The organism is Oleiphilus sp. HI0086 (genome assembly GCF_001635225.1).
Map to the genome: position 1 here is coordinate 1 of NZ_LWFZ01000939.1, position 299 is coordinate 299.

Below are 299 nucleotides of genomic sequence, written 5' to 3' on the forward strand. Positions count from 1 at the left end.
TATTTAGAGGTTTTAGTTAGAAGAATATGAATTTACAGAATATTGATAAAACAACTTATCGAAAGCACCTTAACTGGGTGATTGCTGGAAGCATTGTTGCTTTATTGGCGATCGCGCTTAGCGTATCAACCCTACTGATTCATTTAGTTGGGGAACCTGGAGGTTCAAATTTCGTTCTGAATCTGGTGGGTGTAGTGTCTGCCGTAGCGCTTGTGCTAAATACTTTATACCGAAACCGGAATACGCCGTTTATGTCGGAAGTTTGGTATGTCTGGCAGCTTAAACAAGAGCTCAATGCA

The 299-nt window shown here is 40.8% G+C and carries 1 protein-coding gene; it reads left to right on the forward strand.

Going from position 1 to position 299, the window contains the following annotated elements; genetic code table 11:
* Positions 1-26: 26 nt before the first annotated feature.
* The coding region (locus A3756_RS16885) for a DUF3087 family protein (protein WP_231875560.1) at positions 27-299 on the forward strand (273 nt) is incomplete at its 3' end.